The sequence below is a fragment of the Melghirimyces algeriensis genome (assembly GCF_900182565.1).
GTDB lineage: Bacteria > Bacillota > Bacilli > Thermoactinomycetales > DSM-45169 > Melghirimyces > Melghirimyces algeriensis.
Genome location: NZ_FXTI01000001.1, coordinates 1 through 24,470 on the forward strand (window position 1 = coordinate 1; position 24,470 = coordinate 24,470).

The 24,470-nt window shown below is 45.7% G+C and carries 21 protein-coding genes and 1 pseudogene; 20 read left to right on the forward strand and 2 right to left on the reverse strand.

What is annotated here, in order from left to right; genetic code table 11:
- The 13 genes and pseudogenes from FN782_RS00005 to rfbB form a co-directional block, all read left to right on the forward strand.
- Nucleotides 1-1,603 (forward strand): phosphopantetheine-binding protein (locus FN782_RS00005; RefSeq protein ID WP_246064796.1); only part of this gene is annotated, 1,603 nt, incomplete at its 5' end.
- Between the two features lie 169 nt (nucleotides 1,604-1,772).
- Nucleotides 1,773-3,032, forward strand: a complete 1,260-nt coding sequence (locus FN782_RS00010) for a hydroxymethylglutaryl-CoA synthase family protein (RefSeq protein WP_142503725.1) — start codon at nucleotides 1,773-1,775, stop codon at nucleotides 3,030-3,032.
- Complete coding sequence (locus FN782_RS00015) at nucleotides 3,032-3,793, forward strand: enoyl-CoA hydratase/isomerase (RefSeq protein WP_142503726.1); 762 nt, start codon at nucleotides 3,032-3,034, stop codon at nucleotides 3,791-3,793. The genes FN782_RS00010 and FN782_RS00015 overlap by 1 nt, the downstream gene beginning before the upstream one ends.
- Before the next feature lie 21 nt (nucleotides 3,794-3,814).
- Entirely contained in the window at nucleotides 3,815-4,561 is a 747-nt protein-coding gene (locus FN782_RS00020; RefSeq protein WP_142503727.1) for a polyketide synthase, read from the forward strand.
- Between the two features lie 159 nt (nucleotides 4,562-4,720).
- A pseudogene (locus tag FN782_RS17365) lies at nucleotides 4,721-5,428 on the forward strand (polyketide synthase); the annotation flags it as partial.
- Between the two features lie 24 nt (nucleotides 5,429-5,452).
- Nucleotides 5,453-6,379: a thioesterase domain-containing protein gene (locus tag FN782_RS17370; RefSeq protein ID WP_342778341.1), complete on the forward strand. Its 927-nt coding sequence runs from the start codon at nucleotides 5,453-5,455 to the stop codon at nucleotides 6,377-6,379.
- A gap of 163 nt (nucleotides 6,380-6,542) precedes the next feature.
- Entirely contained in the window at nucleotides 6,543-7,742 is a 1,200-nt protein-coding gene (locus tag FN782_RS00030) for a macrolide family glycosyltransferase (protein WP_142503728.1), read from the forward strand.
- A gap of 227 nt (nucleotides 7,743-7,969) precedes the next feature.
- The gene (locus tag FN782_RS00035) at nucleotides 7,970-8,437 is read left to right on the forward strand and encodes a DUF6323 family protein (RefSeq protein ID WP_142503729.1); all 468 of its coding nucleotides are present in this window, start codon (nucleotides 7,970-7,972) and stop codon (nucleotides 8,435-8,437) included.
- Nucleotides 8,438-8,439: 2 nt separating this feature from the next.
- A complete protein-coding gene (locus FN782_RS00040; RefSeq protein ID WP_142503730.1) occupies nucleotides 8,440-9,876 on the forward strand; it encodes a DUF6179 domain-containing protein in 1,437 nt (478 codons plus the stop codon).
- A gap of 29 nt (nucleotides 9,877-9,905) precedes the next feature.
- Complete coding sequence (locus FN782_RS00045; protein WP_142503731.1) at nucleotides 9,906-11,309, forward strand: MATE family efflux transporter; 1,404 nt, start codon at nucleotides 9,906-9,908, stop codon at nucleotides 11,307-11,309.
- A gap of 106 nt (nucleotides 11,310-11,415) precedes the next feature.
- Nucleotides 11,416-12,249, forward strand: a complete 834-nt coding sequence (locus FN782_RS00050; RefSeq protein ID WP_246064797.1) for a class I SAM-dependent methyltransferase — start codon at nucleotides 11,416-11,418, stop codon at nucleotides 12,247-12,249.
- A gap of 61 nt (nucleotides 12,250-12,310) precedes the next feature.
- Nucleotides 12,311-13,198 (forward strand): glucose-1-phosphate thymidylyltransferase RfbA, encoded by an 888-nt coding sequence (rfbA, locus tag FN782_RS00055; RefSeq protein ID WP_142503732.1) that lies wholly within the window; start codon nucleotides 12,311-12,313, stop codon nucleotides 13,196-13,198.
- Nucleotides 13,199-13,246: 48 nt separating this feature from the next.
- Nucleotides 13,247-14,206, forward strand: coding sequence for a dTDP-glucose 4,6-dehydratase (rfbB, locus tag FN782_RS00060; protein WP_142503733.1), 960 nt, complete (start codon nucleotides 13,247-13,249; stop codon nucleotides 14,204-14,206).
- A gap of 75 nt (nucleotides 14,207-14,281) precedes the next feature.
- Here the strand turns inward: rfbB and FN782_RS00065 are convergent, their stop codons facing one another.
- On the reverse strand, nucleotides 14,282-15,931 hold the full coding sequence (locus FN782_RS00065; protein ID WP_246064798.1) for a phospho-sugar mutase: 1,650 nt from the start codon (nucleotides 15,929-15,931) through the stop codon (nucleotides 14,282-14,284).
- Between the two features lie 682 nt (nucleotides 15,932-16,613).
- Between FN782_RS00065 and FN782_RS00070 the strand changes: the two genes are divergently transcribed.
- The 5 genes from FN782_RS00070 (at nucleotide 16,614) to FN782_RS00090 (ending at nucleotide 20,832) form a co-directional block, all read left to right on the forward strand.
- The gene (locus tag FN782_RS00070) at nucleotides 16,614-16,925 is read left to right on the forward strand and encodes a PTS sugar transporter subunit IIB (RefSeq protein WP_142503735.1); all 312 of its coding nucleotides are present in this window, start codon (nucleotides 16,614-16,616) and stop codon (nucleotides 16,923-16,925) included.
- Entirely contained in the window at nucleotides 16,925-17,293 is a 369-nt protein-coding gene (locus FN782_RS00075; RefSeq protein ID WP_142503736.1) for a PTS sugar transporter subunit IIA, read from the forward strand. Before FN782_RS00070 ends, FN782_RS00075 begins: the two co-directional genes overlap by 1 nt.
- The gene (gene celB / locus FN782_RS00080; protein ID WP_142503737.1) at nucleotides 17,274-18,590 is read left to right on the forward strand and encodes a PTS cellobiose transporter subunit IIC; all 1,317 of its coding nucleotides are present in this window, start codon (nucleotides 17,274-17,276) and stop codon (nucleotides 18,588-18,590) included. Before FN782_RS00075 ends, celB begins: the two co-directional genes overlap by 20 nt.
- A gap of 16 nt (nucleotides 18,591-18,606) precedes the next feature.
- On the forward strand, nucleotides 18,607-20,019 hold the full coding sequence (locus FN782_RS00085) for a glycoside hydrolase family 1 protein (RefSeq protein WP_142503738.1): 1,413 nt from the start codon (nucleotides 18,607-18,609) through the stop codon (nucleotides 20,017-20,019).
- A 99-nt stretch (nucleotides 20,020-20,118) separates the two neighbouring features.
- Nucleotides 20,119-20,832 carry a GntR family transcriptional regulator gene (locus FN782_RS00090; RefSeq protein ID WP_142503739.1) on the forward strand — a complete coding sequence of 238 codons (714 nt, stop codon included), beginning with the start codon at nucleotides 20,119-20,121 and terminating at the stop codon, nucleotides 20,830-20,832.
- 266 nt (nucleotides 20,833-21,098) lie between these two features.
- Here the strand turns inward: FN782_RS00090 and FN782_RS00095 are convergent, their stop codons facing one another.
- Nucleotides 21,099-22,085, reverse strand: a complete 987-nt coding sequence (locus FN782_RS00095) for a glycoside hydrolase family 5 protein (RefSeq protein WP_142503740.1) — start codon at nucleotides 22,083-22,085, stop codon at nucleotides 21,099-21,101.
- 306 nt (nucleotides 22,086-22,391) lie between these two features.
- On the opposite strand from FN782_RS00095, the gene FN782_RS00100 reads away from it, so the two are divergent.
- Nucleotides 22,392-23,111 carry a GntR family transcriptional regulator gene (locus FN782_RS00100; protein ID WP_142503741.1) on the forward strand — a complete coding sequence of 240 codons (720 nt, stop codon included), beginning with the start codon at nucleotides 22,392-22,394 and terminating at the stop codon, nucleotides 23,109-23,111.
- Between the two features lie 110 nt (nucleotides 23,112-23,221).
- Nucleotides 23,222-24,469, forward strand: coding sequence for a sensor histidine kinase (locus FN782_RS00105; protein ID WP_185955938.1), 1,248 nt, complete (start codon nucleotides 23,222-23,224; stop codon nucleotides 24,467-24,469).
- Nucleotide 24,470: the final 1 nt, after the last annotated feature.

The window sequence follows — 24,470 nt, forward strand, 5'->3', positions numbered from 1 at the left end:
CAGCCTGCATTGTGACCGGGAGAATCCCTATATCCAGTGGCAGAACAGCCCCTTTTATGTGAATAAGAGCAATCGGGAATGGAAGGACAGCGAGGGGAAACCCCGCCGGGGGGCAGTAAGCGCCTTTGGTATGAGTGGAACCAATGTGCATCTGGTGCTGGAAAGCTACCCGCGAGAGGTACAGGCGGTGAATGGGGCACTTCCTTCCTATCTGCTGGCACTGTCGGCCAAGACCGAGGCGGCCTTAACGGAAAAAATGGCAGACCTGATCGCCTTTTTGGAAAGCCCGGAAGGGCAGGAGGCGGATCTTCTAGAGATCAGTTATACCCTTTTACAGGGCCGCCAGCATTTTCGTCATCGATGGGCCATGGTGGTCCAGGGTCGTGAAGATGCGCTATATGCGTTGAAGCAGGCCATCAATAAAGAACAGGCACCTAATCTCTTTCAGGGTCAGGTGCCTCCTTCATTTACAGGTCAAACGGCCATTATAAAATATATCGCTGATTTACTTGAACAAAGCCATGTCTCTCGCAAGGATTCCCAACAATACCAGGAGAGTTTAATGGCTTTAGCGGCGATGTATTGTCAGGGGTATGAGATGGATTGGGCGGCTTTGTTTGCGGGTACTGATCCCCAATCTCTGCATATGCCCACCTATCCCTTTGCGCGAAATGCCTATTGGATAGCGGAGAAGGAACGGGAGATGCCGTTATCCTCTCGGCAAAAAGGAGATTTACCGAGTGAGGAGGCCGTACAACCTGACAGGAAACAGACAGAGGTGATCCAACAGGAATCTTCCGGACAGCGTGTCCTAACGCCCTTGACAGCGGCAGATACATGGTCGTCTGAACCCAAGGCCAAGCCGGAAGCGATTCCATTAACCTCACTGGAAAGGGATAAAGCAGGGAAGGGAAAACATCAACTGTCACGGGATGTCAGGGACATTGAACAAGTGCTGGCATCGATGTTGAGAGAAATCCTGGAATTGGATCAAGACACGGTGGATCGTGATACGCCGTTTATTGAAATGGGTATGGATTCAATCGTCGGGGTGGAGTGGATTCAGGCAGTAAATGAACGATATCAGACATCGCTTACAGCCAATAGTATTTATGAATATCCCAATATTCGCCAATTTGCGGCGCTTTTGTCCCCAGACACACCCGCTAGGGCAGAAGAGATAAGCGATGCCAGGAGCAATCTTGCACCATCGGTGGCACCAGCACCAAAACCAAGCGACCAGCCGGCGGCGGATAGCATGGAAGCGGTACAAGCATTTCTGGTTACCAGTCTGGCAGAAGCCTTGTCTATGGATCAGGCAGATATTGATCTGGATGGAGAATTGGTTGAATTAGGTCTGGATTCCATTATTGGTGTGGAGTGGATTCAAGCAATCAATGAGCGATATGGAGTGGAGCTAACAGCCAATAGCATTTATGAATATCCCCATCTTCGTGAGTTTGCCGCTTTTTTGCATGATCAATTATCTCAGCAAATGGAAGTTCCCCTCCATTTGCAAAAGCTGATCCAAGGCGTACAGGATGGTGAGATCGATATCGAACAAGCGGATCAGTTACTGCGCCGGGGAGGCATTAGAACTTAAGGACGGGTAGGGAGATATCGGAATGGGTGTGACATCTGTCATCGGTTAAGTCAAAGTGGCCTTTTTTCCCCTTTGCTGACGGGAAAGCACGTCTTTGATCGGATGAAACGGCCAGACAGGCAATTGGTATCCATAGAAATGGAAGATGATACTCAGGAGGGATGAGAGAATGAAGACAGTTGGCATTGAGGCAATGAATGCTTTTGGCGGCACGGCTTATCTGGATGTGATGGAATTGGCGAAACACCGGTCATTGGATGTGACACGCTTCGAAAATTTGCTGATGAAAGAGAAAGCGGTGGCCCTTCCCTTTGAAGACCCGGTCACATGTGGTGTAAATGCGGCGAAACCCATTGTGGATGCATTATCGCCAGAGGAAAAAGACCGTATTGAGTTGCTGATTACCTGTTCTGAATCGGGCATTGATTTTGGCAAATCGATCAGCACCTATATTCACCATTACTTAGGTCTTAACCGAAACTGCCGTATGTTTGAGCTGAAACAAGCCTGTTATTCAGGAACAGCTGGTTTGCAAATGGCGATTCAGTTTATTCTTTCCCAGACTTCTCCAGGTGCAAAAGCCCTTGTGATCGCCAGTGACATCTCTCGCTTTTTAGTAGCAGAAGGCGGTGATGAGCTGACCCAGGATTGGTCCTATGCGGAACCGAGCGGTGGAGCGGGCGCAGTGGCTATGCTGGTCAGTGAGACGCCCTATCTGTTTCAGGTGGATGTGGGTGCTAATGGCTATTATGGTTATGAGGTGATGGATACATGCCGTCCCATTCCAGACAGCGAGGCCGGAAATGCGGATTTATCCCTGCTGTCTTATCTGGATTGTTGTGAACAGACGTTTTTGGAATACCAGCGCAGGGTAGCGGAGGTGGACTATCAACAGACCTTTCAGTATCTCTGTTATCATACGCCCTTTGGCGGCATGGTCAAAGGGGCTCATCGTACGATGATGCGAAAAATGGTAAAAGCCAAACCCCAGGAAATTGAGGCGGATTTTGAACAGCGTGTCTTGCCGGGGCTGAAATACTGTCAACGGGTGGGCAATATCATGGGGGGCAGCGTCCTCTTATCTCTGTTGAGTACCATTGACCAGGGGCATTTTGATTCACCCAAACGGGTTGGCTGTTTTTCCTATGGATCGGGTTGCTGTTCAGAATTTTACAGCGGTATTGTGACACCCCAAGGCCAAGAAAAACTGAGTCACTTTCGGGTGGAAGAACAATTGAATGACCGCTACCGGTTATCGATGGAAGAATATGAAACGCTGTTGGTGGGAAGCAGTGCAGTTAAATTTGGGACACGCAATGTAAAGCTGGATCTTCATCTTATTCCGGGAGCAATGTCAGTGAGTCAGGATCAGGGTCTTTTGGTATTGGACGAGATTCATGAATTTCATCGCAAGTACAGGTGGTTGTAATGGACTATCAAACGGTGAAGGTCCGGATGGAACAGACCGTCTGTCATTTACAGCTATATCGCCCAAAGGAAAACAATACCATCAATGACCAGATGATTGAAGAATGCCATCAGGTATTGGATCGCTATGGGGAATCAATCAACCTGTTGGTATTGGAAGGGCTTCCGGATGTTTTTTGTTTAGGAGCGGACTTTCAGGAAATGCATGACATTATGGCAAGCGGACAAGTCCGTGAGCGAAATCCTGAGCGGTTATATGATTTGTGGCTACGGTTAGCAACTGGCCCCTTTATTACCATTTCCCATGTCAGGGGACGGGTGAACGCAGGCGGGATGGGCTTTGTGGCCGCCAGCGATATTGTATTGGCTGAGCGCTCGGCCCAATTTAGTCTGTCCGAGTTGTTGTTTGGCGTTTTTCCGGCAGCGGTACTCCCCTTTCTGATCCGTCGAATGGGGGTGGCCAAAGCCAACTATATGACGGTTATGACAAAAACGATTTCAGCTGAACAGGCGGATGAGTGGGGATTGGTTGATGCCTGTGAGGATAATAGCCAGTCGTTGCTCCGCAAACATCTGCTTCGTCTCAAGCCATTAACCAAAAGGGCTATTGTACGCTATAAACAGTATATCCATCAGCTTTATCCCCCTTTGGAAGAAGCCAAATCCCTGGCAGTGGAAGCCAATAAGGCGATGTTTTCAGATCCGCAAAATCTGTCAGGTATCTACCGTTATATTGAAACAGGGAAATTTCCATGGGAGTAAAGTGAGAGAGGAGTGGATCGGTTGACGTCTGTCTTACATTTTCAAGAATTGGAGCCTGAGATTGTCTTGTTGAGGATGCAGGATCGGGTGCATAAAAATACCTTTTCCAAGGAGTTAATTGATGGCCTGATGGATGCCTTTGAAGCCATTCAGGCCAGTCATACCTATAAAGTGGTGATTTTAACCGGTTATGACACCTACTTTGCCTCAGGGGGAACGCGGGAAGGTTTGTTGGCCATTCATGAAGGCAGAGAAAAGTTTACCGATAAGAACATCTACAGTCTGGCGTTAAACTGTGATATTCCGGTAATTGCCGCCATGCAGGGCCATGGCATTGGAGGCGGCTTGATCATGGGCCTGTTTGCAGATTTTGTCATTTTAAGCAGAGAAAGTGTCTATACAACCAATTTTATGAAGTATGGCTTTACACCGGGTATGGGAGCCACCTGCATTTTGCCAAGAAAGTTGGGTATTAGCTTGACCGAGGAGTTGTTAATCAACTCCGGCACCTATCGGGGAGCGGAACTTGAAAAAAGAGGGATTCCGTTTCCCGTATTGCCTCGGACAGAAGTGTTGGATCATGCTATTGATTTGGCACGTGAGATTGCTGAAAAGCCAAGGTACTCCCTCATCTTGTTAAAAAATCATTTGGTTGCTCCGATCCGCAAGGAACTGCCTGCCATCATCGAACAGGAAGTGCTGATGCATGAAAAAACATTTCATCAGCCTGAGGTGAGGGAGCGGATTCATACCCTATTTGGAAAATGAGAGGAGTAAATGGCCGGAATGGATACAAAGGCGATATTTCGGGCGCTCCAAGCAGGCGAAATCACGACTGAACAAGCCTATGCTGAACTGGCAGCATTTCTGGGTCCGCCTGAGGGAGATGAGAGAGGAACATCAAATGATGAAGAGGAAGCCGAGCCGATCCAAGGCCCGGTGGTGGAACTTCAAGAGGTTGAATCAGGGATTTTCCAGGTGACCATGCAGGAACGCACCCATAAAAACACCTTCTCAACGGAATTGATTACGGGGCTCATGCAGGTCTTTGAATCTTTGCGTGCCAATAAGGACTGCAAGGTGGTGATCCTTACCGGCTATGATACCTATTTTGCCTGCGGCGGTACCCAGGAAGGATTGCTGGCGCTGTATGAGGGGAAAGCGAAAATGACCGATCTCCACCTTTACAGCCTGCCGTTGGAGTGCGATGTTCCCATTATTGCAGCGATGCAGGGTCATGGGTTGGGAGGGGGATTATGTCTGGGTCTGTTTTGTGATTTTGTAATTATGAGTCGGGAAAGTACATATGCCTGTAACCATATGAGCTATGGTTTTACCCCTGGTGATGGAGCAACACTGATTTTACCCCGTGTTTTGGGCTATCCTTTGGCGCAGGAGCTTTTATTTACCGGAAAGAACGTCAAGGGAACTGAATTGGCCGACCGGGGAGCCTCGGTGCCCATTCTTCCCAGAAAGGAGGTTTTGCCCCATGCTCGGAAGATGGCGAGGGAGTTGGCAGAGAAACCGCGGGAATCACTTATGTTATTAAAGCAACATATGGTGACTTCTTTAAAGGCGGACTTAACCGAGGTAGTAGAAAAGGAATGGGCGATGCAAGAAAAAACCCTGGTTCATCGATCGGATGTACTGGAAAAAATGATGCCGGCTTTTGATTCATCTTCCAATCCATCGGCCTTTCCCGAACTTCTCCATCTGAATCAGCATTTTACCGGACGGCCGGTATTTTGGTTGCATGGTGAAGGGGGAGGAGTGGAGGGATATCAATGGGTGGCAGAAAAAACCCGTCGCCCGTTTTATGGGATTCAGGCGCGGGGGCATATGACCGAACATCCCCCGATCAGGGGGATAAAGGCCATGGCCGCTTACTATGTATCCATGATACAGAGCAAACAGGCAAAGGGTCCCTATGATTTAGGCGGTTATTCGTTGGGAGGACTATTGGCCTATGAAGTGGCCCGCCAATTGCAGGAGGCGGGTGAGAGGGTTCAGAGCCTGGTGATGTTGGATACACCTGATCCCTCCAGTTGGGAAAAAATTCGGCTGAGTTCTCAGAGCAGAGCGTTACAGGCTGTGAATATGGCCTTGCTAAATCGGAATCGGAAGGAAACGGAAGCGATCCTGCAAAAGCTGATCCATCACAAAGAAATCCCAGAGCACACCGATGAAGCGGAACTATTGATACACCTGATCCGTCTGGGAAGAGAGCGGGGGCTGTCTTTAACGTTGTCTGAGACAGGATTATTGACACTGTTTCAGCATCATTTGCGGATGCAGGCGGCTTTTGAACTGAATCGCTACACCCTCTCTCCTCTTCCCCATGCTTCCGAGGTCACTTGTCATTATGTCCGCAATCAAAGCGGTTCTTTTTATGGTGAACTCACGCCCTATCTGACGACGGATGCAGATGAGATCACCATTGATCACACGTGTTACTGGGAAGAGTGGGAGCGGGTGTTTCCCCGTTTTTATCTGTTGGATGCAGCATCAACCAGCCATATGACACTCTTGTTTGAACCGGAGGCACAAGCGGATATTACACTGTTGTGCCAGGAATTGTATGATTAGAACATTTTGAACGAAGGGCTGAATGTGGGATGAAATTTCATTTCATAATTGATTCACAGGTTTCTCTGACAAGGGATGGCGCATCTGAGCGATTGGACCATGTGATAGTACAACAGGAATCAGCAGCATTTAACCCCAAAATGGACAAAGGAGTGGGAAATGTATGGCAACGGTGTTGTTTTTAAATGGCCCTTCACATGGTCATGTCAATCCAACGTTGGGCTTGGTAACTGCGTTGGTCAATCAAGGGGAACGGGTCATTTACTTTTGTACCGATGATTTTCAGGCGAAGATTGCCAACACCGGAGCAATTTTTAAAAGCCTAGGGGAGCATGCCAAACTGCCCAAAGGAAACCCCGATCTGGATAAGAACCAACAATTGTTTGATATTGCTTTAAGGATGATGTTATCAACGGAAAAGGTAGTTCAGCATATTTTGGATCATATCGCAGATGAACCCATTGATTACCTGATCTATGATTCCATGTATCCCATCGGTCATATCATTGGTCAAATTTTAGAGGTGCCGACTGTCGTCTCCCATGCGGTGGTTGCCAAGCCGGAAGAAATGATACCCCAAAATAAGAATATGGTGGGCATGGAGATGATGCAAGATCATCCGGCGCTTGGTGAATACAGAGCGATGGTAAAGCGTATGAATGAGATCTATGGTATTGAAATGCCCAATCTAACGGGGATGATGGCCCATTATGGCGACTTGAATATTGTCTATACATCTGCTTACTTCTCCGACCATGAGAATGTTGATGAGAGCTTTTGCTTTATTGGTGGGCCCGTCAGTATGCTAAATGAAACAGTTGACTTTCCCTTTGAACAGCTGAAAGATAAGAAAGTGATCTATATCTCCCTGGGAACGGCTTTTCATATGGTGAACCCAGACATTTACAATGTATTTTTTGATGCCTTCCGGGATGAAGAAGAGACCGTGGTGGTTATTGCAGCCTATAATACGGATTCCTCCTCTTTTGAACTGCCGGATAATGTGATAATGAAACATTATGTTCCCCAAGAGGAGATACTCCAATATACGGATGTTGCGATTACTCATGGTGGAGTGAATACTACAAGTGATCTAGTTTATCATGGCATTCCCTTTGTTGTGATGCCCATTGGCGGGGACCAGCCCTATATGGCGGATCGATTTACAAGACTGGGCGCGGCTGTCACCCTCGATAAAGAGACCCTGTCACCGGTTGAATTAAAAGAAGCACTTAACACGGTGCAAAAGCCGGAATATCGCAATAATCTGAGAAAAATCAAACACTCCTTCGAGGAAGCGGGTGGCTATAAAAAAGCGGTGGAAGCAATCTGTGCCTTTAAGAAGGAAAGAAATATATCCTGATCGGTTAGAATCGCCATAAACACCTGTTAGCCAATGCTAGCAGGTGTTTACCTATTTTATTATTCTAAATATTGCGAAATTATTAACCAGATTTGACATTTTTTCGTAAATAAGATAAATTGGAAATGATTATTGCATAACATAGAAATGTACATTTTAACAATAACATAATGAAGAAGAAAAATCAACCCCTTTTTTAAACAGATCGCTCGAAAGGAAGAGAGGCTATGTTTTTATCCCGCATGTTTAATGCTATCCAACTATCACCCCAGTCCAAGACAATGGTAGAGCTACTGGATTTAAATGAGAAAACAAAAAAGCATGGCCTAGTTTTAACACCTGATGATGTAAAAACAGTAATCATTTCCAGAAATAAAGTGCTGCGTGACCATGGACGGATCGAGCTGGGCATTGAAGTGACAAAGGAATTGGTTGAGGTATTTTCCACTTCACCCTATATGGATCAGGATCATTATGTTGATACGTTGAATGAGCTGCATGAGATTTTTTATTATCTCAGAAATGAAACGGAAGACAAGATTGGGGACATGAAACTTATTCATATGATGAAGGATGTTTTTGACGGCCCCTGTGCAGGTTCCTTGGAGCTTTTGAGGAGTAAAATGGAGGAATTCGCCGAGAATTTCAGGAGGGACATGATGCGTCGTGAGTCGTTATTTGAAGGGGATGAATAGGCTTGGAATTGGATAACACACAGGATGGTTCCCGTTCCGTTTCTAACATTTACGTCGATCGATCACAGTTAAAACGGAGTCAATATGTGATGTCTCTCTTGCAGGAAGGTCAGCGTGTAGGGCTGATCAATAGCCGGGAGGCTTACCGGATACAGGCTGGGATCATAGAGGTCCTGCAACAATTGATACGGCGGTATACCCAGGGGGAAAGCACATCGGTTACCTCGGAAACAGCGGAAGGGATTATGGTATCCCTGATGTATGCCATGGATGCCTATGCCCTTCATTTTATGGAGCCTGAAGAGGCGATTGCCCATTTGAAATCGGAAAATGTGAAGACGATGCATGCCAAAGGGGTTGAATTGCTTCGTCAGTATTTTGAGGATGCCAAACAGCTGTATCAAGATGTAAAAAAGATGAAATTGGATGTGCCAGTGGATGCCTATAATATGACGATCGATGAATCATTACCCGTATTTATGAACAACTACAATATTATTTTTGAAGCCCATAATACCATGGCGAGTATTGACTATCCTTTAGCCATTGATGATATGCGACTTCAGGGTGTTTTTTATATTAAACAGTATTTAGAACGACTGCAATTGGAGACGCGGTTCTGTCACTTTTTCAGTCATCAGGATTTAATGTATGTCTTGACAAATTTCGGGAAGATATGCCGCTTTGATTATCGCATTGAGCTATTTAACATATTTGAGTTAATGATGAACAATGCTGTTTTTTCATTGCTATCAGGAGGGGATGTCAATCAGGTCAGAATTTCAGAAAATCAATATAATCGGTTAAATCGGATGTTAACCGCTTGTCATGCTGATCAAAGGGCTGCCGTGATTCATGAAGCGGTGGATCGGTTACAGGAAGCGCTGCAAACGGATCAAGCACTTACCCGCTATATGGATCTGTGCCGAGATGAATTGATTCAAAGGGTAAATAACGCAACCGAAAACGGTAGTCTGGAAAGGCTGGTTATCAGGGAGAAGGAAGAGCGCGAGAAACCGATGGTGCTCATGTTAAATGAGAATGAGCGCATGAGTGATGTGCAAATGCGGAAATTGGTGGATCGTATCATGGAAAGTGACAATACAGCAAAAAAAGTGCGCCTGATCAGAGACCATTTCGCTTCACTTCATGATTATCTGGATTTGCTGAATTCAGGATGTCTATTTGGTGACGAATATCATGCGCTCTTTGCCACCTTTGAGGATATTGAATTGGCCATTTTCGCCAAGATCGTGTTTTATGAGGAAATGCGGGGAGATGTTCGGGATTTTCCGGACATTGTTGCTGACGGAGCTGAAGCAGCGAGCGAGTGGGAGACGCATTATATTGCGTTTATGCAGCAGTTGGACGATGAGCGCATCGCGGCAATTGGACGTCTCATCGATGATATTGACTATGAGGAAATATCGTTTTATTAAGTAAAAATTATAGTTAACGGAGGGGAAAGATGGATAAAACAGACGCTTTGCGTGAGGAAAATACGCTTAAGTTACTCTTCACCTATTCCTTGCCGATGATTATCGGTTTATTTGTCGGGGCTTCCTATAACATTATTGACCGGGTGTTTATTGGTAATGGGGTTGGCGACATCGGATTGGCTGGCGTTGCTGTTGCCTTCCCCGTTATGATGAGCATTATGGCGTTTTCCAGCCTGATCGGTACAGGAGCAACCGCACTAACTTCCATTCGCTTGGGGGAGAAAAACATACCTGAAGCCGAGCGGGTCATGGGAAATGCCTTAACCCTGCTGCTTTCAGTTTCTGTTGTGTTTACGGTGCTGTGTCTGATCTTCTTAGACCCCGTACTTATTGCGTTTGGCGCAAACAAAGAAATATTGGGCCCTGCGGCGGATTATACACGCATTATCCTTTTTGCCAGCATTTTTATGATTATTGGAGCAGGGATGAATAACTTTATCAGGGCTGAGGGCAGTCCCAAAAAATCGATGTTTACCATGCTGATTGGCTCTATTCTGAATGTGATTTTGGCCCCGATCTTTATTTTTGGATTGGATTGGGGAATGGAAGGGGCGGCCCTGGCGACAGCGATTTCCCAATTGATATCGGCTTTATGGGTGATGTCACACTTTTTTACAGGCAAGAGTGTTTTGAAGATTCGTGCTAAAAATATGCGACTCCGTGGTCCTTTGGTGGGACGGATTCTGGCGCTGGGTGTGGGGTCCTTTATTACCCAGACGGCAACCGGTGTGCTCATGATCGCCATGAATAATGTGTTGTTAAACTATGGCGGGAGTACGGCGATTGCAGGAATGAATGTGGTTAATGCTGTACAAACCTTTATTATGCTGCCCATCTGGGGGATTAGCTTGGGAATTCAGCCGATTATTGGTTATAACTTTGGAGCCAAAAGTTATGAAAGGGTGAAAAGCATCCTTGTTGCAGCGATTGCATTTTCCACTGTTATTGCGACGGTTGCCTCTCTCTTTATTTATTTTGTCCCGGAAAGCCTGGTGGCTATTTTCAATCAAAGCGAAGAATTGATTCAATTTGGCAGCCATGCCATGGTGATTTTCCTGCTTCTTACTCCACTGATCGGTTTTCAAATTATTGGGGCGGGATATTTCCAGGCATTGGGCAAAGCCAAGCAATCCATTTTCCTCAGCTTAACGCGTCAGGTATTGATCCTGATCCCGGCATTGCTTATTCTCCCCCGATTCTTCGGTCTTCAAGGGGTGTTCATTTCTGGACCCATTTCAGACTTTTGCTCGGCGGTGATCTCTGTGGCATTTGTTGTTATCAGTTTAAAGCAGATGAGTAAAGAGATGAACCAAGAAGCCACATCAGAACAACCTGTTGATGCTTCCTCAGGAAGTCAGGAACCGACGACTTGAGATCCTGGCTCTGCAGGATGGCAGAATGTGTTCCCGTCCTGTAGGGCTGTTTTTATGTCCTTGATTGCTCTTGAAAGGAGGAACGGCAGGAGCAAGTACTCTCCTGTTGAACAATACCATGAATCCATCAGGTTCCTATCGGATTACGTCCATTAACAATAATGTAGAAATGGAGATTAACCGGTTAAAGGCGCAGGTTGATTTATTTTGGCCCAGTGAATGGCAGCACTATCAAGCGCATGGTTTGGCAGGCGCAGGAAACATTATTGAATTGGGGTCTGGGCCAGGGTTTCTATTGGAGAAACTATTAACCCATATCCCGCAAGCGAATGTGACCGGACTGGAAATTGACCCCTTGTTGGTTAACTATGCCATGGATTATCTGAAAAAGAAAAACTACGGCAGATGGCAAGTATATGAGGGAAATATCACGCAAACCGGCTTGACGGATCATACCTATGACTTTGCCATAACCCGCTTGGTGTTGGAGCATCTCACTGATCCCATCGAAGCGGTTCGGGAGATATATCGCATTGTTAAGCCGGGAGGAAAAGTGATTGTGGTGGACAATGACTTTGAAATGCATATTATGACCTATCCATCTGTTCCAGGTTTAAGAGAACTGTATGATGCTTATTGTGAGGCGCGGTTTGCCGAAGGGGGCAATCCAAAAATCGGACGGGAATTGCCACGTATTTTAAAGGAAGGCGGCTTTTCCAATGTACAGTTTGAGTTGATTAGTGCCCATAGCACCATTTTAGGGGATGAGATGTTTTTTCAATCAGAAGGCGTTGGGATTCCATATAAGTTGAAGCAGGATGGCTATTTATCAAGCAAGGACCTTGGGAAAATCTCGGTTGGCTGGCGAAAGATGGTGCAAGATGAGCAACATGCGATTGTTCGCCAACTGTGTCTGGCTGTAGGCGAAAAAGTCGAGTAAAGGTTGAATCCCCCAGCTCCCTGTTAAGGGAGTTTGATTTTACGTAGGAGGTGATTTCAACGTGAAAGGGATTATCCTTGCGGGTGGGACAGGCACACGTCTTTATCCCTTGACAAAGGTGATTTGCAAACAACTATTGCCGATCTATGATAAGCCCATGATTTATTATCCTTTGTCTGTGTTAATGCTGGCCGGGATCAAAGAGATTTTGATTATTTCCACGCCACAAGATACTCCGCGCATTCAGCAACTATTGGGGGATGGGGCACAGATTGGCATTTATTTGTCCTATGCGGTCCAGCCTTCACCAGAGGGGATCGCCCAGGCCTTTCTCATTGGTCAAGATTTCATCGGTCAGGACCAAGTGGCCCTGATCCTAGGGGATAACATTTTTTACGGGCATGGCTTAACCCCCCTTTTGCATCATGTGGTAGCAAGAAGAGAGGGAGCCACCATCTTTGGCTATAATGTGCGAGATCCCCAGCGGTTTGGGGTGGTGGAATTTGACGAGTGGAACAAGGTGGTTTCTATTGAGGAAAAGCCGCTTTATCCCAAGTCTAATTATGCCATTACCGGTTTTTATTTTTATGATAACCAGGTGATAGAGATTGCCAAAGGCCTGACGCCATCCGCCCGCGGGGAGTTGGAAATTACAGATGTGAATAAAGCGTATTTGGAGATGGATAACCTGCATGTGGAAGTCATGGGGCGGGGATTTGCCTGGCTGGACACAGGAACCCATGAAACGCTTTTGCAAGCCTCCCAATTTATAGAGACGCTTGAAAAGCGGCAGGGCTTAAAAATCGCTTGTATAGAGGAAATTGCCTACAATATGGGTTATATTGGTGCTGAAAAATTGTTGGAGCTCGCTATGCCCATGAAGCAGAACGAATATGGGCAATACTTAATGGCTGTAGCGCAAACGGAAACGTGTGATCTAACATCATAATGGAAGGGAAGGAACGGCAGGCTGATCGATCACCTGTCGGCATTGTTCATGAAATTATTGGTTACTGGTGGTATGGGCTTTATTGGCAGTCATTTGATTCGGTATCTTTTAAAAAAGCATCCAACCTACCATATTATGAATCTGGACCGTTTAACCTATGCAGGAAATTCGGAAAATTTGCAGGATATTGCGGGGCATGACAATTTGCAATTTATAAAAGGGGATATCCGCGACCGGGATCTGGTTGACACCATTATGGCCCAAGGCGTATCTGTCATTGTCAATTGTGCCGCAGAGTCCCATGTGGATCGCAGTATACAAGAGCCATCTATTTTTGTGCAGAACAATATTGTGGGAACACAGATGCTTTTAGAAGCCGCCCAAAAATATCAGGTCAAAAAATATGTACAAATCTCAACGGATGAAGTCTATGGCAGCTTGGGAGATAGGGGTTTTTTTACAGAGGAAACCCCTCTGGCACCCAACAGCCCTTACTCTGCCAGTAAAGCAAGTGCTGATCTTTTGGTCCATGCCTATCATCAAACGTTTCAACTGCCAGTGAACATTACACGATGTTCCAATAACTATGGTCCCTATCAATTTCCTGAAAAACTGATCCCTCTCATGATTATCCAGGCATTGCAAGATAAGCCTCTACCCCTTTATGGGGACGGACGACATATCCGTGATTGGCTGTATGTGGAAGACCACTGTGCCGCTATTGATCTGGTGATCCATAAAGGGATTGATGGAGAAGTTTATAATATTGGAGGCAACAATGAGAAAACCAATCTTCAAATCGTAGAAAAGATTTTGGCGTTATTGGATAAACCCAAGGATTTAATTCGATTTGTACCAGACCGCCCCGGACATGACCGCCGTTATGCCATTGACGCAACAAAAATTCAGACGCAATTAGGCTGGCACCCCCAATACGCTTTTGAAGCAGGAATCGCTCAAACGGTACAATGGTATGTGGCCCATCAAGACTGGTGGAATAAGGAATAAACATGAACAAGTGGATCAGCGACAGGCATTCAAAAGGACGCTGAACGGACAGCGCCCTTTTGGGTATCAGATGGCTTATAAAGCTCTTTGGATCTCCTGTTTCATCTTTTCCAGCCGGGATCGGGATGCTTGATCCGAATCGGCTGCCACACCGAAATAGAATTTGATCTTCGGCTCGGTGCCAGAGGGACGGAGGGCGATCCACCCGCCGTCATCGAGAAAATATTTGATCATATTGATGGAAGGAAAGCCGTCCACTCCCATGGTATAATCTTTGATTTCCCGAACAGCAACACCCCCAATACTTTTCAGAGGACGGTTGCGGAAGGCATCCATGATGGAGGACACTCTTTGTGGTCCCGACTTTCCCTCAAAGGTATGAGAGATGATCGCTTCCCGGTACCAGCCGTATGTTTCATGAATTTGATGTAACACTTCATCCAAAGTAACACCTTTTTCCCGATAGTGGGCGGCCAATTCACAGCACATGATGGCAGCCTGGATGGCGTCCTTGTCCCGGACAAAACTGCCCAGGAGATAACCATGGCTTTCCTCGTAACCGAACAGAAAGGTATGATGATTGCCCACCTCGTATTCTTCGATCTTTTCAGCGATATATTTGAAGCCGGTGGGCATCTCATCGCTATTGACTCCAAAGGATTGGGCGATGGCCCGGCTCAGTCCCGAAGAAACCAGAGACTGGATCATTACCCCGTCGGGAGGGAGTTGCCCCCGTCCCTTTAATTCCGAGAGCAGGTAATAAAGAAGAAGGGCGCCAATTTGGTTCCCGTCGAACCAGGTGTAATCCCCTGAAGTGTTTTTAGCCAGCATTCCCAGACGGTCTGTGTCCGGATCTGTTCCGATCACGAGGTCAGCATCCAGTTTGCGCGCTTGTTGCAATGCCAACGTAAAGGATTCGGGTTCTTCAGGATTGGGAACGGAAACGGTGGGGAAGTCCGGGTCGGGTTGTTCCTGTTCCGGCACAACATGGAGTCGGGAGAAACCGAGAGCGTCCAAGATACGGCGGACGGGTCGGTTTCCCGTACCGTGCAAAGGTGTGAATACCACCGACAATTCCGCATTGCTCTCCCGTTTACCCCGCAGGGAAAGGTTGAGAACGTTTTTTGTGAAGGCCTGATCCACATCATCTTGGAGAAGGCGGATCAAACCGGCTTCCCTGCCCCTGTTTATGCTCCAGACGGGAAGAGCGCGTTCATTTTCGATGTCCTCGATCTCTTTTTTGATCCGACTCACTTTGGCCGGAGGCATCTGAGCGCCATCCTCCCCGTAAATCTTTAAGCCATTGTACGGAGCGGGGTTATGGCTGGCTGTGATCATGATACCGGCGGCGGCTTTCAGGTAGCGAACCGCGAAAGAGAGTATCGGGGTTGGACGGAGGGAGGGAAAGAGGTGGACCCGGATTCCGTTCCGGGCCAGAACTCCTGCTGCTTCAGCGGCGAAATCGGGTGATTTCCGGCGGGAGTCCCAGGCGATGACGACGCCTTTTTTCTTGTTGACATCCTTCTGCCGAAGCAATACGCGGGCTAGACCTTCTGTGGTTCGGCGGACGGTGTACCGATTCATCCGGTTGGTACCCGGTCCGATCAGACCGCGGATGCCTGCGGTGCCGAAGTCCAGGTACCGATAAAAGGCGTCCTCGATTTCCGCTTCATTCAGGGTAAGGAGCTCCTGTTTCAAATCTTCATCCAGCTTCTGATCCTCCAACCAGCTTCGATAGGCTTTCAGACAGGATTTGTTCATGGAAGGTGGGCGGAGAAACCATTACCTCCGGAGGACCCCGCCCCTTCTCCTTTCATTGGATAGTCATGGTTGCAACTCAAACCCAGGCAGAAATAATGGGTATGAGGATTTTATTGATTCTGTTCGCAAGAATCATAGAATCTGGTTTCTTGGGAGCTTGTCTTTTCTTTGGTCGGAGTGATTTCAAGAACATACACCAGATTCGGATAATTTCGATTATAACATATTGATGAGCCAAATGTACTTTCCGGAGAATCTTTTGGAAGATACCTAGTAGAAAGGAGAGCGGACATTTTATTCTTAAGACCGAATCGGTAAGGGATAAATGTTATTACTCTATTGTCGCCTGCACAAGAATTGTTTGAGCAGGCGATTTTTTTTGCGCTTTTTTTCTTAACTTTCCCCTTCACGCTGGAGGTGTCGGAGTATGATGGGATTCAAATGGACACTTTGAAAAAATGCAAAGGGGACCCGATTAATTTGGCTTGTTCATCAAAATGCTGAAGAGAGAAAGCGGAAAAAAAAGGCTCCTAAAATATGACCGGTTTTTTATCCAAAAAAGACTAGACATTTAATCGTGAATGTATATAATTGATTATGTAAGCGTTATCTGAAAAAACAATTTTATCTAAGGAGTGGGAAGAATATGAAGAAAATATTGTTGGCTTGTAGTTCGGGAATGTCTACGAGTCTATTGGTGACAAAGATGTTGGAGTATGCGAAGTCCGTTGGAGATGAAGTAGAGATTTGGGCAGTGGGGCAAGACGAGGCGAAAAAGGAAATGGAAAAAGCAGATGTGGTACTGATCGGACCACAGATGCGGTTTTTGCAAGAGGAATTGCAAACAGAAGCCCAAAAATATGACATCAAAGTGGACGTGATCGATATGGCGGCATATGGAATGGCGGATGGAAAAAAAGCTTATGACCAAGCCCTGCGTTTAATGGGGAATCGCTGATGGATGGGCTGAAGGTTGAACATTTAACTCAAGAGGAAATCGGGTTTCAATTGATTCTTCACAGCGGAAATGCGCGGAGTAAAATCATCCAGTCATTGCGTGAGTATCGTGCAGGAAATGTTTCCGAGGCGGAAAATCTCCTAACCCAAGTGGAAGGGGACTTGAGTATGGCGCATCAAATTCATTTTCACATGATTCAAAAGGAAGCCAATGGAGAAAAGACTGAATTTTCATTGCTGCTCATGCACGCGGAGGACCATTTGATGTCCATCTTGACGATGAAAGAGTTGGTGAAGGAACTTCTTGAAGTCTTTAAATCGGTAGATCTTATAGAGAGGAAAGATCGAAATGGAAACGAAAGTGTTTGATAAACTGAGTAAGTTTCTGTTGCCGATTGCAAGCAAATTAAACAATAATCGCTATTTAAAAGCATTACGTGATGCTTTTCTGTTAGCGCTTCCACTCACGATTTTCGGTTCCATCGCCGTCGTTCTCACGAATTTGCCATTTCTTGAAAAAATGATGAGTACGGATCACTTAGATACCTTTCGATCCGCTTTTGGCATTGCCTCTCAAGCGACTATGGGGATCATGTCCGTATTTGTCGTGTTTGGGATCGGATATTATCTATCAAAACATTATAAAGTGGAAGCCATATTCGGTGGCGCGATTGCGTTAACATCCTTTTTTCTGTTAACCCCTTTCTTTCTGACTCCAGAAGGTGGTGACCCGATTCAAAATGTCATCCCAATCGATCGATTGGGTGCAAAAGGGATGTTTTTGGGGATGATGGTGGGTTTTCTCTCGACAGAAATGTACCGTTCCATTGTTCAAAAGAATATTACCATTAAAATGCCTGCCGGAGTGCCCCCTACGGTTGCAAGGTCCTTTTCAGCGCTCATTCCCGTCATCATTACGCTATCCGTTTTCCTTGGGGTTAATATTGTGGTGACACAAGTGTTTCAAACTAATATGCATGATGTCATCTATAACGTCGTGCAAGCTCCGTTGGTCGGACTGGGTAGCGGGATTGTTCCCACATTGATTGCGATCTTTTTAATCCAAATCCTGTGGTTTTTTGGCTTACATGGCCAAATTATCATTAATTCCGTGATGGACCCGATTTGGAATACCCTCTCGATTGAGAATTTAAATACCTATACAGAAACCGGTGAGGTTCCTCATATTATCAGTAAACAATTCATAGAAGTCTACACAGTAGGTATGGGTGGTACGGGAATGACGCTGGCGGTCATTGCGGCAATCATCCTCTTCATGAAGAGTAAACAAATGAAGCAGGTGGCAAAGCTGGGTCTGGGTCCAGGGATTTTTAATGTGAATGAACCGATTATTTTTGGTCTGCCGGTTGTGATGAACCCGCTCATCCTTGTACCGTGGATCATTGCACCGATGATTGTCACATTGGTCACCTATTTGGCGATGTCGATGGGACTTGTTCCACCACCGACAAGTGTGGCCATTCCTTGGACGGTTCCCGTCATTGTCAATGGGATATTGGCAACCAACTCGATCGCAGGTGGACTGATGCAACTGGTTAACTTTCTGATTGTTTTGATTATCTGGTTCCCATTTTTAAAATTGATTGATCGCATGAACCTGGAAAAAGAACAACAGAAAGATAAAGAAAACCAAAAAGTATCATAACAAAGGGGAAAATATCATGATAGCGTTTAACAATAGAAAGGAATCCATACAGTTTCGTTTTCCGAAAGGGTTTTGGTGGGGATCAGCCGTCTCAGCCACACAAATCGAGGGAGCAGCTGATAAAGATGGCAAGGGTAAAAATATTTGGGATTATTGGTATGAACAGGAACCAAACCGCTTTTTCAACGGTGTCGGGCCCGAAAAAACGTCTCAATTTTATGATCGGTTCCGAGAAGACATTCAATTAATGAAAGAGATCGGTCACAATTCGTTTCGATTCTCCATCTCATGGTCCAGAATGTTTCCGGATGGGAAATCAATCAACAGAAAAGGAATCGACTTTTACAACCAGGTGATTGATGAGCTGATTTTACATGGGATTGAGCCTTTTGTGAATCTTTATCACTTTGACATGCCGTTAGAACTGCAAAAAATGGGCGGTTGGGCCAATCGTGAAGTTGTGAACGCTTATGTGCAGTATGCAAAAACATGCTTTGCGCAATTTGGTGACCGCGTAAAAAAATGGTTTACGCATAATGAACCCATTGTTCCGGTAGAAGGCGGATACCTTTATGACTTCCATTATCCCAATGAAGTAGACTTTGGAAAGGCGGTCCAAGTTGCTTATCATATGATGTTGTCAAGTGCGTCAGCAATCAAGGAATATAAAGAGCTTGGCCAAGATGGAAAGATCGGAATTATTCTAAATCTTACACCATCTTATCCAAGGAGTCACCATCCTGCCGATCTTCAGGCGTCCAAGATTGCTGATGCATTCTTCAACCGATCTTTCCTCGACCCCTCCATTACAGGAGAGTTTCCCCAGGAATTGGTTCAAATTCTGGATGAAGAGGGTTATCGGCCTGAAATGGAAGACGGAGACCTTGATAGGATCGAGCAGAACACCGTTGATTTCCTGGGGATTAATTACTATCAGCCCAGACGGGTAAAAGCAAAAGAGTATATGCCGAACCCTGATGCTCCGTTTATGCCAGAATGCTTCTTTGATCATTATGTTATGCCTGGACGCAAAATGAATCCTTATCGAGGATGGGAAATTTATGAAAAGGGAATATACGATATCTTAATCAATTTAAAAGAAAACTATGGGAATATCGAGTGCTTTATTTCAGAAAATGGAATGGGGGTGGAAGGGGAAGAGCGTTTTCGGGATAAGAATGGAACCATTCAGGATGACTACCGCATTGAATTTATTCAAGAACATTTAAAATGGGTGCATAAGGCGATTCAAGAAGGTTGTAATGTGAAGGGATATCATCTATGGACATTTATGGATAATTGGTCCTGGACAAATGCCTATAAAAATCGTTACGGTCTTGTATCGGTAAATCTGGATAAGGATAGCGAACGTTCGATTAAAAAAAGCGGTTACTGGTTTAAGTCTCTTTCAGAGAATAATGGCTTCTGACAGATGGTCTGATGGACCATCTTTTTCACTGGAACTCCATCGATGGATGAAGTGGTCGGTCTGATGTTTAACATGGAAAATAAATAGGTGGTTATGGACATGAACAAATATGAACAGATTTCAAATGTGATACGGGATAGGATTAAGGAGGGGGTTTATTCAATGGATGAGGTGATTCCTGATGAATTAACCCTTTCAAAGGAATTTGAGTGTAGCAGAATGACGATTAAGCGAGCACTGGACATATTGGTGATGGAAGGTTTGCTGTATCGCAAACGCGGGCACGGGACTTTTATTGTGCGATCTGCCGTAAAAAATAATCTGGTCAATGTAGTGGACAGGGAGACGGTTGGATTAACCCGGCTTTTGCGTCATAAGCAAATCACCAGTAAAGTGCTTACGTTTGAGGTGATGTTTCCCACAGAAGATGTGGCAAGGCATTTATCCATTGATCAAAATACTCCCGTTTATCACATCGTTCGTCTGAGAATTGTGGATCAAGAGCCTTATGTGATCGAGCGGACCTATATGGCAACAAATCTCATTAAGGGAATAACGGAAGAGGTTCTCCATTCCTCTATTTATCAGTATATTACTGAGACACTGGGACTGACGATCGCCGGCTCCCACCGCAGAATCAAGGCGGACAAACCCAATAAACTGGATCAAGAATATTTGGAATGTGCTGTGGATGATCCGATCTTGGAAGTGGAGCATGTGGTGTATCTGGATACAGGAGAGCCATTTGAATATTCCTTTGCAAGACACCGCTATGATAAATTCGTGATTTCAACTGTCAACATTAAACGGTAAAAGTGGATCACTTTTTATGGAGGAAACAAAATTTATCTGTACCGTTACAGACGAGGGTGGAAACATTATTGAATGGTTATGTCTCCCTTCCAAAATCGTCAAGCCAAATTGGCGAATATATCGTCCCTCCTGCACTGGGTTTAGACGCCGGCATCGTTGGTTCACTTCTCTTGGTAAAACAGGCGGATCAAGAAAATCCGAGCTAACGACATAAAAAGGGAAGGATGACATTCATCCTTCCCTGAATTTGTGGATTCGCCCTTTGATTACTTCATGAAAACGGAGGCGCGTGAGCTGGTAGATTGAAGACCGTTAGGACCATGTACGACTCTGTTTCCCCAGTCCGTTAGGCTGTCTCCAGACCAATCATTTGACAGGTCCAGATATTCTACGCCACCACCGTTTCCTTTCCAGGACCATGCGGTCCAGCCAACCTCTTTTTCTGCTGTATAGTTCAGGATTGTATCCTCATCCACATCTCCATTTGTATGCCGATGACCAAACTCTCCAATCATGACGGCCAGTCCCTGATTTAATACTCCGTCTATGTTGGATCGCACGGTTTCAGCGTCTTTACCTGCATATTCGTACATGTGGATGGAAAACATCGTATTTTGCAGGGGATCAGCATTAAAAACCTCTTTTCCATATTGGTGAATGGATTGGGGATATTGCCCCCATCCTGCTGCGTCTACCATAAGCGTGTGTGTTAGGCCGGCTGCTCTCAGTCGCGGAATAGCCTGCTTATATCCTGAAGCCCAGCGAGCCCCTTCCGAATCTCCATACCATTCATTTGCAATATTGATGATAACGGTATCCTCTTTGCCGATCAATGCATCCTTCATTTCAATCCAATAATCCACCGCTTTCTCCAAATCGGATACATCGTTGCTACCGGTTGCATCATGTACTTCGAGAATGGTGACAAGATTGTGTTGCTCCGCCAACGAGATGATGTTCCGTATGGTGGTGGCATCATCTTTTGTCCATTGTTCTCCATTGGAAAGAACAACCCTTACTGTATTGGCACCTTGGTTTGCGATAGCCGGTATGGCGGTGTTTAACTGGTTTTTATACCATGAATGAGCATGGTTGATTCCTCGAATGATAAAAGGGTTTCCATTCCCATCGTATAGTTTTCCATTATGTACATAAAAACCGTTTGTGGAAGCATGGACCATCGGTGGCGGAACGATCATCCATGCGCATAGTGCGATTGTCAATATCCAAGGTAAAACCGTTTTCACTCTCATTTTTTACCTCCTTAATAAATTATTTTACTGTTTATTGAAATACACGCTTATTTTATATAGAAAAACGTTAAAAAACAAGTATTTTTAAATAAATTATATTAACAGGAGGGATTGGAGGCCAATCAAGCGTTTTTCTTTTAAAGGATATTTGACAGATGGATGGAAGAGGATAGAGGCGCGTTTTTTCTTGAAGCATCCACACAAATATGGAGAAGTGTGTTGTCGATGAAACAAGCAAAAAATATCAGTGTGAAGAAATGATAGAATACCTTTATATCCGGAAAATGACGTAGGTGGTTAGCTATCATGAAGCAGACAAAGTATGAACAAATATCAAATGAATTGCGGAGAAGAATAAAAGAAGGATTTTATTCAATGGATGAGGCGATACCTGATGAATTATCGCTTTCCAAAGAATTTGAATGCAGCAGAATGACGATGAAGAGGGCGCTCGACATTTTGGTCATGGAAGGACTGTTGTATCGTAAACGCGGACATGGGACCTTTATTGTGAAATCTGCTCTTCAGGATCACGAGGTTAATGTATTGGATCAAGAGATCCAAGGGTTAACGAGGCTTTTGAAAGATAAAAAGGTGACGAGTAAGATTATTGAATTTGATGTCCAGTTTCCATCGGAGGAAATAGCGTCTTTTTTGTCCATTGACAGCAAAACACCTATCTATCATATCGTACGTCTTCGCAATGTAGAAGGGGAACCTTATGTTCTTGAACGGACGTATATGCCAACGAACGTGATAGAAGGGGTTAACGAAGACGTCCTTCATTCCTCGGTTTATCAGCATATTAAAGATACCTTGGGATTGTCGATTGGTGGGTTCCATCGTAAAATACGGGCTTCGAAGCCGACGGACTTAGATCAAGAGCATTTGGAGTGTGCTTTTGATGATCCGATTCTCGAAGTCGAACAAGTGGGCTATTTAAATACAGGGGTTCCATTTGAATATTCGTTTGCGCGACACCGTTACGACAAATTTGTCATTACGACGGTAAACATCAAACGGTAAAAGCAATGGTGAATAGTAATCCGTTTTCCTGACAAAACGTCTTTCAGGTGTGTCATGGATATGCCATCATCCGCAATCGAGATCCTGTCCATAAGAGGGAGATGGAATTCTTGGGACATCAACAGTCTGTAGATGATAACACATTGCGTCATCCACTTGCGGAAAAAACCGATCCTCTGGGGGCTGGACAGAGTGGTCCCAATCCATCGCGGAGGTCGGCTAAATCCCTCGATCCTGGAAGGGAAAGAGTGAAGGCCCGACGAGAGATTGGAAGATTTCTGCGGGATCGGCTGGATTGGATTTTACTGGTGCTGGGAAATGCGTTTTTGGTGATGGCATGGTTCAGCCTGTCCTTTGCCCAGGAAGGGGTGGATTTCGATAGATTGGGACCCGTTGTTCTCTATGGAGGGGGGATCACGTTTGGCCTGTTGCTGGTGTTCCTGTTGGTGGACTGGTTGCGGTGGCGACCGGTTGGGCGATCTCTGCAAGACTTGGCTGCGGGACAGCAGCGTTCTGTTCCGGTGGGACCTCTCTATATTCAACGTCAGATCCGCGATGCTGTCCGTCAGTTGGAACGTGCCCGATTGGCGGAACACCACCGGGCCCAGGCGGAGAAGCAACGGCATCTGGATTTTATGAACCAGTGGGTGCATCAGATGAAAACACCCGTTTCCGCGCTTTCTTTACTGGCTCAACATCCGGATGCCGCTTCGTATCGAGCGGAGATGGAGGAAGAGCTGGATACGTTGGACCAAGGGTTGGAGATGGTACTTCATATGGCTCGACTGAATGAGTTTGCCCTCGATTTTCATTTGGATCGGGTGGATTTAAAAGCAGAAGTGAACCGAATCGTGGGGGAGCGAAAGCGACAATGGATTCGGCATCGACTCTTTCCTCGGTGGGAGAAAGAAGACGATGGCTCCTGGGACGTGTATACGGATTCCAAATGGAATCGCTTTGTTTTAGACCAATTGTTCAACAATGCGATCAAGTACGCTTCGCAACACCGTGACACTTCCCAATATCTTCATCTCTCCCTGCAAAAAGAGGGAGAGAGGGTTCATTTTACGATCCGGGACGAAGGTCCAGGGATTCCCCCACAGGATATCCCCCGTGTGTTCGATCCGTTTTTCACAGGGGAAAATGGTCGTCGCTTTGCCCAAGCTACGGGTATGGGACTTTATCTCGTGAAGCAGGTGGTGGATTCCCTCGGTCATGGGATTCGGATCAAATCCCCCCTCAAGGGCGGGACAAGCGTATGTGTTACCTATCAAAGTGTGGGTGCAAATGGTAATGAGACAGGAGAGGAGAAGAAGGATGCTGGAGGCCAGGTTTCTCACGAAAATATATGGGGGTGAG